Source organism: Chitinispirillales bacterium ANBcel5 (genome assembly GCA_029688955.1).
Lineage (GTDB): Bacteria > Fibrobacterota > Chitinivibrionia > Chitinivibrionales > Chitinispirillaceae > Cellulosispirillum > Cellulosispirillum alkaliphilum.
In genome coordinates this window covers 1-9,196 of sequence record JARUKZ010000067.1, presented here as the reverse complement: position 1 = coordinate 9,196, position 9,196 = coordinate 1, and the positions used below count along the sequence as shown (strand labels likewise).

The following is a 9,196-nucleotide window of genomic DNA, read 5'->3' as shown; positions in this document are numbered from 1 at the left end:
AGAATTGTTGGATAATGTAGAAAGATTATATTTTTATATTGATGGTCATGGAAGTGAAAAAGTTTATATTAGCCTGTACCTACCACCAAAAATCATACGTAGCATTACAAATAACGTTCAATACATTAGTAACACTATAGATGAGTTTATAACTTTTGATGTTGAATTCAGTGAAATAGTATTGGAGCCTATTACAGATGAAACTGTCGACTTTACAAGTGAGGTTTATAATCCACCTCATGTTGTAAAAGGGGATTTTGCCCATTATAAAATTGAGGTAAATAGAGGCAATTTTGATCCGGAGTTGATTACCTGGCGTTCAAAAAGAGGAAATGTTAAATTTATTAATACTAATGGGGATGAATCTGATGAAGGAAAGGGATTTGAAGTAATCGTTAAAGGTGAAAATAGTGGTGAGGATACACTTGAGATTCTGATTGTCGGATATGACGGTACTCCACCAGAGGTACATATATACATACTAGAAGAACTGAAAACTGTAGATGTTTATACTTGTATTGTAAAAAATGATGTCGGTGATTTTGCTTTCACCACAGAAGAAATCGACTTTGCATTTGAAACCGCTAATCAGATATTAAAACAAATTGGTGTAAGATTAAATAGAAAAACACTTGTTCCTGATTCAGATATGAACCCACACCAGGACCAATTCTATGAGATAAGTTATGAAGAAAGTTTAGAAACTCTAATTGATATGACACGCATAGGTGATGGTTTGGAAGTGTATTTTATTAATGGACATAGGATTCCTGGAAGTGGTATGAACGCGATAGCGTTTTATGACAGGGGTATAGTTATTACTAAGCAGGGTAACTTAGACTACCCTAATACATACCTCTTTTCTGGAAATGTATTGGCACATGAAATTTTACATTCCATGAGGGTGGAACCGGGGCGAGGGCAATTTGTAAAAGATATTTATGCTCAATGGATTCCAGATACTACATTACTTGAAAGGGATCACTTGCCACTCGATTGGGGAACCGGTTATTACAGGAAAGGTACTAAACTAAAACACATTGTTGAAAGTTTATTAATGCATGGACATGAACCACCTGGTTATGCTATTCCGAGAGGAAGAGTTATGGGGTATAGTATGAATAATTTAGGGCAAATAGATTTTGGATTAGTTAACTGTGGTGGAATCTTAAAAACAGATGATGATGGTAAGATTACAGTTATTGAAAGGTACTTTGCTCATGACGAATAAGTTACTAATTAAAATAATAGTATTTACTATTTGCATGATGGCCATTAACGGTTATAGTCATGAGAATGATAATGACTCAGTTTTTATAACAAACTGTAAAAATAAGGAGCTCAGTAATATAATCTCAAATGCTGAAAGTTGGAAACTAGATTTCAAAGATTTGAAACAATTGATTAACAGAGATTGCTATATTGATTCATTAAAATTGAGAGAATATTTAGTACACATCTTTTCGAATAGCATACATCAAAATATTGATTCATTATCTTCCTCTGAGAAGAATCTAAATGTTGCGGCGTGGCGTTTGTTAATAATATTTCCAGATATGTGGGGAAATGATCTTGAAGATATTTTGGTTAAGATGAATAAAATTCATTCTGAAAGCAACAATATGGCTGGATATTATAGAAATCTTAGTATCCTTGTAAGAAGATCAGATCATTGGTATGATTATATGCTTGAAATGTTAAATTGTAGAGATACTATTTTAGCGAACGAAAGGAATTCAGTAATTCGTGGTTTGCTATATCGATTTGAAGATTGTACAGACGATGAAACTCATGAAAAGATTGAATCTATACTATATGCCTTATTAAAGACAGGTAAAGCAGGGCTGGGGGCACTGAGAAACATAGATTCATACCTTGAATCAAGATCGAATGCTTACAAATATAGTAGCCAACGTTTACAGCTATTTCTAGAAGGTGACAAAAAACTGATCGAAAAAATCGGGAGTAGGGCTTTAGAGACTACTTATTATATGTATTCTCAGGAAGTTCAAAATTATTTAGAAAATAAGCTTCTTGTCGAATATGACCCACCATTTGCAATAGAAAACTGCACTAAAGAATAAATGTAATATTAAGATAGATAATTACTTTATCTGTTTGAGTTCTACATTCCATGTGGCAATGCGCTGGAATATAGGAGTTAGTGAAAGATATTTAGCCTCAATTGATTCCTGAAAACAAACTATTTGTTAAGGAAGATGCACCACCTGGAACGAACTTAAAATCAAAATTCTGTGATCAGTTCTCCGCGATAATAGCTCAAGCGTCCTTCCAAAAGACCCCAAAAGAATACTGGTGACTGCCAGAAAAGAAAAATAACCTACAGGGCCTTCGGTAGCCTTATTCCAAAACTCATAGCTTAAACCCATCGCTCAACGCTAAAATGGATTAATAAATAGGTTGAGGTCGGACCAGAAATAATCACTGTAATTGCCCAAACCAAGCTGCAATGGGCAATTTATTAACATTCTCGCCAAATATCCGGCTCTTAGAGCCCGGTATGAATGCTTACAACAAGCTCTAAGAGCTTAAAAAGTGCATTTCCCAAAGCTCACCGATTGCCGAAAAGATTATATTAGGTTAGTCTTTAGTAATAAGCAGATACTTCCTGGCGCGCATTTGCGGGTTCAGATGCATTTGAGCACCTGAATAAACGCAGAAAAATTGTGAACATTCATCCTTATGATGCGATAAAAGGGGTAGCCATCAAGCTCTAAGGGGCTGAAAACAGGAGAAAAACAGGAAAAAATGGCTTTTAGAGGCAGCAAAGAGCATTTGGACCCGGGAAAAAACCGCTGGTAGAATCTTTCTTCCGAAGCTCATAGCTCAAAGCTCAGCGCTCATCGCTACTTCAATTATATTCAGTTTATGGATAAACTGGTGAGAGAGTGGGATGATTTAAAGGAGAGCTCCGGCTTAGAGAGGCTAAAGGAGGTTCATGATAGAGCCCTTGAGATAAGTGCAGGGGTGGTGGGGGATCCGGTGAGCGTGGAGAACCGGGGATCGTTATCGGAGTATGGGTTGCCAGTAAAGAAGAGGAGTAATTATGCATACTATGAAGGGTATTCTCGGCTTGAGGTTTTATTTGAAAAACCTGAATACAGTGAAGGCATAACCGGAGTAGGGCTTCTTTTTACGATTTCGGATAATATCGCTATCTACTCAGCAAATAGTGCTAACATATTTGATATGTTTGGTGAACCACTTATCTTTGCTTCAGATGAGCACCGTCGGGTTATAATAAATATAACAGATCCGGTAATCGACACATTTGATCTTGATGGGTTATGGGTATATGGGATCCCCTCAGACAGGCAGGAGCATACATGGTATTGCAACATAAAGCCGGTTAGGTTAGTGCCGCAAGTGTTAGGCAGAGCACCTATAAACTCTCCATTTGTAGCAGGAGGAGAAAACAGGTCGGATATTCACCCCCGTGGAGAAATCCTTGGCGGGACAAATAAGAGTGTGCTTAAGATGTATGGGCTAAACAACCGTGGCGAGGTGACGGATACACTCAGGAATATTTCATCACCCGAAATAATGACACACGGTGAAAGAAGGCGAATAGAGTATAATCAGGATTACTTTACGGGTACTGATATGGTATTCAGATTGCAGACCGCAGAAGAAGATCAGGGAAAGATATTCTTTACGGATAGTTCTAAGTTCGGTTTAACACTTGTTGACACTTCGCCCTTTTCTGAACCATGGACTCTTTTGGCTATGACTTATACAAAAACAAGTGCGGAACAGGGGGGAGGACAAGCAGGGGTGCTTGATAATGATGAAGGTGTTCTGACAGAAGTGAAACCTGTCAGTGCCGGAGTTGGGAAAATATGTTTCAGGGATGTGACAGATAGAAACTTGACGGTCTGGGCTACTGAACCGATTGTTGCAGTAGCTTTGGAGCAGAATGAAGATAATCATATTGACTTGAGAAGAAACGATCAAATTAAAATTGAGATCATAGGAAAACATTTCAGAATGTCCCGAGACAGGACTTTTGAAATCGTTGAAAAAGATGTACTTGATATTACCATGTCCCAGGCTGATTTTAGGGAAAATGTTCTTGGTAGAACGGAGTCATCTATCCCTGGTATACCGGATAGCCTGTACTTAAAATTTAACGAACCAGGAGAATATGTTTTGAGGATATCGGTTATTCCCAGTAGAGCACGGAACCGTGATAATCCGCCATTCGAGGAATTGACTATTATTTATCCTCATTTATCCATAACGGCTTCTGGTAAGGATATTACAGAAGATGAGTATTCACCCAAAAGAGATGGTGAAGCAAGAATAGAACTTATTATCGAGTCAAACGAAAATCCAAACATCAATAACATACACATAGAAATCAAAAGAAATGAAAGTGACAATAACCACACCAGTTTTTACCCAAATAGTGTAGTGAAGACTATCGAGCGTGAAATTGACAACAATAGCTCGGAATTGAAATTCAATTGGGACGGCAGAGATGATTTTACTGAAAGAATTCTTTTGGCTGGAATGTATAGTGTTGAGATGACTGCCAGTACCTTGGACGGATCGAATTTTACCTTAAGTAAAAATATTAATGTGGGAAAACCTGTGTTTGGGCAATTGCTGGTTGATCTTTCTGATGATGAGTCAGAAGCATATATGCAGTATTTGGAATCATTACATCACGAAAATAAAATTAACTGGGATTTAATACCCTACCTTGATGTGAAAAGAGATACCCGTAATTTCCGATGGTTTTATTGGCCTGTTCAAGTTCTTAGGAGTCAATTACTTTTATTACAAGGCGACTATGATCACCGTGATGTAATAAGTGGGATCAGTGCACAAAATTACGTAAATGAAATTGAAAATGAATTTGCTTCTGTTACCACTCTAGCTCACCATGGTGTTCAAAATGTTCTTGAAACTCCTGATGTCGGTTTTACACGCCTTGCAGGAGACAGGCTGATGGCACATTGCATCGGTGATGCAAACCAATATTGTATTAATAACCTCCATTGTTTAAATATAACATGTGATAATAAGACAAGGGATGAAAAATTTCTTGAAGATGTCCTCTTTGCAGTCGCAATGGGTTGCAGAACGGCTGTTGGTGAAAATTCAACTGCCGATGCACTGATCAATCATGGGGTCAATTGCGTTATTGCTACAAAGCGAAGAGTTCCTGTGATACTGGGGAACTTTTTCCTGGCTAATCTGTATGAGCGGCTTAGTCAAGGTAGAACAATTGAAGTGGCTGCTGAAGAGGCTTATAGATTGGCATTACGACATATAAGTGCATTTTACAATAACGAGGATGCGGAGGATTTGCAGGATAGATTCGGGAATTGTCATATAGATGGCCAGCCATTTTTAAATACATATCAAAATACAATAATAATATTGAATAATCCTAATGTAAATGAAAATGTTTCAGGTACATCTGTATTGCCTGCCAGACATGGTGCGAGGGTCCAATGATTATACAGGAGAAAAACCTATGAGTAAATTTCGTTTGTATTGTAACATAACAGTTATGGTGATCGCAGTACATTTCAACAGTATGGCACGCATCAGGGGTGAAACAAATCTTGTTTATGAGGATGGGACCATGAGCATATATACTGATTCTACAAGTCTTGAGAGTATTGATAGGGAGCTTGTCCTGTATCACTACGATTTCATAAAAAGAGCACTGGAGTGGACTGGTGAGGGGCTGCGGGAAGAGTGTGAGAAAGCTACAACAGCTGAATGGTCAAACAACATCCTTCTGAACATGCGGGCAAATTCATACGATTATAGGGACAGCAAGGTAAAGTACAGCTTTAACTTTAATGGCAAGATGATTTTTAGTATGTGGGTAGACCCACACAGGTGTGCCAACAAGGAAATTCTCAAAGGTTCATTATGCACCACTGCAACAGAAAATGATGGGTGTGTCAGTGAAATAAGCGAAGAAACTGCAATCGGAATCGCAAGGGGTGCATTGATGAGAATTCTGGAAGAGTACAATGTCGAAGAAACTTATCAGGATTTTGACAGTGTAGAAGTTATAGATCACGATGTGAGATATTATACCTTTTACATAAGATCAAAACAGAAAACCATTGTTTCAGATAGCCGATCTGTACAAGTGAAAATTGACCGTTTAACTGGAGAAATAAGACATTTTTCAACAAGACAATTAGTAAGTCCTTATGATTTAAATTACATTCCCAAGATTTCAAAAGAGGAAGCCATCAGAATTGCGGATGAACGGGTTAGCCAAGTCGGTACAGGCTATGTATACGGGGCCTTAAATTTGGCTCAAAGAGAAATCAGGGGGAATAAATACTGGACATGGAACGTGTATTATTATGGAGACAATACGGGAAATATGCCAAAGACTACCATAATATCTGTTGATAGTGAAGACGGGACAATACGCCGTGCAGAGATTTGGCATGAGGGGGGTTTTATAGTGGAGTAGAATAAAAGTACAAACGGTAAAAAGATGTTGGCTTTAAATTCGCTATGGTTATTTGTAAAATATTAATCATTCCCTAATTCTTCATTATCTCCACACGATACCCCGGAGCTCCAAATCCGAGGCACAAAACGGGTTATTACAATGATGTTCTTTCTTGCATTTACATTAGGGTGTCATACCAGCCAGTTTGACATCTCAACGACCGATCGGTTGTTGGCTCATGGGGTGGATGCTGTTGTAGGATCAAATGACTATTTTGTAGATTTACTTATGAATTTCTGGAGTTATTATTCGATGCAGTATCTTCAGACTATTGATCCAAATACTGGGAGTTATTATGTGATTGGGGTGGCACTAGAGGAATCGTTCAATCATTCAAAGCAGCAAATCCTGGAATTTATACCTGCCTTTGAGGGTAGAGAAGACAGAATGAGGGAGTTTTTCGATAGAGAAGAGGAACCAGGCATCCCGGCCAGGACATTTTCCTGGGATTTTGAGGAACTTATTTACACAAACCAACCCGATGGCGAAAATGTGCTAAACAGCAGCATATACCCTGCACGTTTCGGCAGAAGGCTGCTGCGAGTGCCCGTTGAAAACTAACGCAAGGAGAAAAACTGATGATGAATATTAATCATACCTGTATCAAATGCATGCTCTTATTGGTGATGTTATTTAGTATCAGCGGTAATTGTTATGATGGTGAGCGGGACACCCTAATGCAGGATGATATGTTTACTCTTATCACAGGCCCTGATCCGGAAATGGATTACAATATTAACATTAGGCAGCATATGGCAGTAATCAGGAGTATAGTTGAGTTCATTGTTGGAGACAATGAAAATATAAAAGACAGTATAGAATATCCACAGATTATTAGTGTAGGAATGGTTGCAGATTATTATCGTTATGGGAATGGGTTTTTAGGCGGTTTTTCATTTAGAAAGAATGACCAGCTATGGTCATTTAATTCAAGAATTTACGACCGCCTGCCTTTATCAAGAGAGCAAAGTGCATACTTCAGAGAGCACAGGCGTATGCCGGAAGAGTTCTATGTTTATTCGAAAGAGGATGCTCTTGCCAAGGCTTCGGAATTACTCAAGGTAATACTCCATGGACATAATGCGTTAGATCAGTTTGACCTGTTTGACTCTGTTTCGGTTTCTCACAGCAAAAACAATGGAGAATATATAGTGCGGTTCAGGGGTACTTTTAAGAATGGTATCAGGGATCCTCGTGATGTACGTATCTCTGTCTATCCACCTACGGGAGAGATAATGAGATTTGGCTCGTCGATGCTTACAACAGATTATTCTTTTGACTACAAACCTAAGATTAGTAAAGAGGAAGCGCTTTCGATTGCAAGGGAATATCTGCAGAGGTTAAATTTTAAATTCGGGGAACACCAGATTTGGATAGTTTACTCCAAAATAAGAAACCAATACGAATGGTTGTTTTTTGATAGAACGGGGCAAAAATCTTACGGTAGTTCAATAACTATTGATTGCGAAACGGGTAAAATAGCATCTTCATTGTTTGATTTAGATCATGCAGGAAAGTTTGTACATGAAATAGAACCGGTTGAAGTTGAAGAGTGATGAGGGGTTAAGTGTGAGGGGATATAAGCGTTTCCAGAGGCAGAACTGTTTAAAGGAGTACATACCAGAGGCAGGGCAAGGGGGCTTACTGATGAAGAATATAAAGACAAATTACCAGTATGGGCAAAAGAAAACTTCGGTGTCGAACTTAAGCTACCTGAAGATTTCTTTACCTTAATGCCACTTCGTTCAATAATTCCTACTGAACACTTATATGATATGACTCCAGAAGAGAGGGAGGAGTATCTTAAGAGAAGGAATGAGGCTTATCGCCTGGATCGATAAAGACCTTTACATTCAAAAAAATAACACCCTCACCACAGCTTACCAGAACCAGTGGTGAGGTTGATACTACGTTGGCTCCGGTACGGGTATCGCAGGATGGTTTGGGATCGGACCAGAAAAAAACAGTGTAATTGCCCCAAACCAAGCTGCAATTTGCAATTTTTAACATTCCCGCCAAATTTCCGGCTCTTAGAACTCAAAGGGAGTGCATTGTAACAAGCTCTAAGAGCTTAGAGCTTAAAAAGGTGCATCTCCCAAAATTCATCGATTGCCAAAAGATTATATTAGGATAGTCCTCAGCACAAGCAGATACTTCCTGGTGCGCATTGTAGGTTTAGATGTATTTGATCACCTGAATAAAGGCAGAGAAATTGTGAACATTTATCCTTAGAATGGGATAGAAGGGGTAGCCATCGAGCTCTAAGGGGCTGAAAACAGGAGAAAAATAGGAAAAAATGGCCGTTAGAGGCAGCAAAGAGTATTTGTGGTCCGACCCGGGAAAAAACCGCTGGTAGAATTTTTCTTCCGAAGCTCATAGCTCAAAGCTCATCGCTCATCGCTACTTCAATTATATTCAGTTTATGGATAAACTGGTCAGAGAGTGGGGCGATTTAAAGGAGAGCTCCGGCTTAGAGAGGCTAAAGGAGGTTCATGATAGAGCCCTTGAGATAAGTGCAGGGGTGGTGGGGGATCCGGTGAGGGTGGAGAATCATGGAACGTTGCATGATTACGGGCTTGAAGAAGAAAAAAGGATGAATTATGCTTTTTATGAAGGTTATTCAAGACTTAAAATTTTCTTTGAACTTCAGGATTATGAAGAATATGATTTTGCTGGCTT

8 protein-coding genes are annotated in these 9,196 nt (G+C 38.7%); 7 read left to right on the top strand and 1 reads right to left on the bottom strand.

The features are described from left to right. The 6 genes from QA601_18415 to QA601_18390 form a co-directional block, all read left to right on the top strand. The coding region (locus QA601_18415; protein ID MDG5817078.1) for a hypothetical protein at window positions 1-1,231 on the top strand (1,231 nt) is incomplete at its 5' end. After that, window positions 1,221-2,084 carry a hypothetical protein gene (locus QA601_18410; protein MDG5817077.1) on the top strand — a complete coding sequence of 288 codons (864 nt, stop codon included), beginning with the start codon at window positions 1,221-1,223 and terminating at the stop codon, window positions 2,082-2,084. The genes QA601_18415 and QA601_18410, both read left to right, overlap by 11 nt. An 817-nt stretch (window positions 2,085-2,901) precedes the next feature. After that, window positions 2,902-5,487, top strand: coding sequence for a hypothetical protein (locus QA601_18405; GenBank protein MDG5817076.1), 2,586 nt, complete (start codon window positions 2,902-2,904; stop codon window positions 5,485-5,487). A 19-nt stretch (window positions 5,488-5,506) separates the two neighbouring features. Beyond that, window positions 5,507-6,475, top strand: a complete 969-nt coding sequence (locus QA601_18400; protein MDG5817075.1) for a hypothetical protein — start codon at window positions 5,507-5,509, stop codon at window positions 6,473-6,475. 141 nt (window positions 6,476-6,616) lie between these two features. Next, the gene (locus QA601_18395; GenBank protein MDG5817074.1) at window positions 6,617-7,078 is read left to right on the top strand and encodes a hypothetical protein; all 462 of its coding nucleotides are present in this window, start codon (window positions 6,617-6,619) and stop codon (window positions 7,076-7,078) included. Between the two features lie 17 nt (window positions 7,079-7,095). Beyond that, window positions 7,096-8,073, top strand: coding sequence for a hypothetical protein (locus tag QA601_18390; GenBank protein MDG5817073.1), 978 nt, complete (start codon window positions 7,096-7,098; stop codon window positions 8,071-8,073). 247 nt (window positions 8,074-8,320) lie between these two features. Here the strand turns inward: QA601_18390 and QA601_18385 are convergent, their stop codons facing one another. Further along, a complete protein-coding gene (locus QA601_18385) occupies window positions 8,321-8,527 on the bottom strand; it encodes a hypothetical protein (protein MDG5817072.1) in 207 nt (68 codons plus the stop codon). 412 nt (window positions 8,528-8,939) lie between these two features. Between QA601_18385 and QA601_18380 the strand changes: the two genes are divergently transcribed. Further along, window positions 8,940-9,196 (top strand): hypothetical protein (locus tag QA601_18380; GenBank protein ID MDG5817071.1); only part of this gene is annotated, 257 nt, incomplete at its 3' end.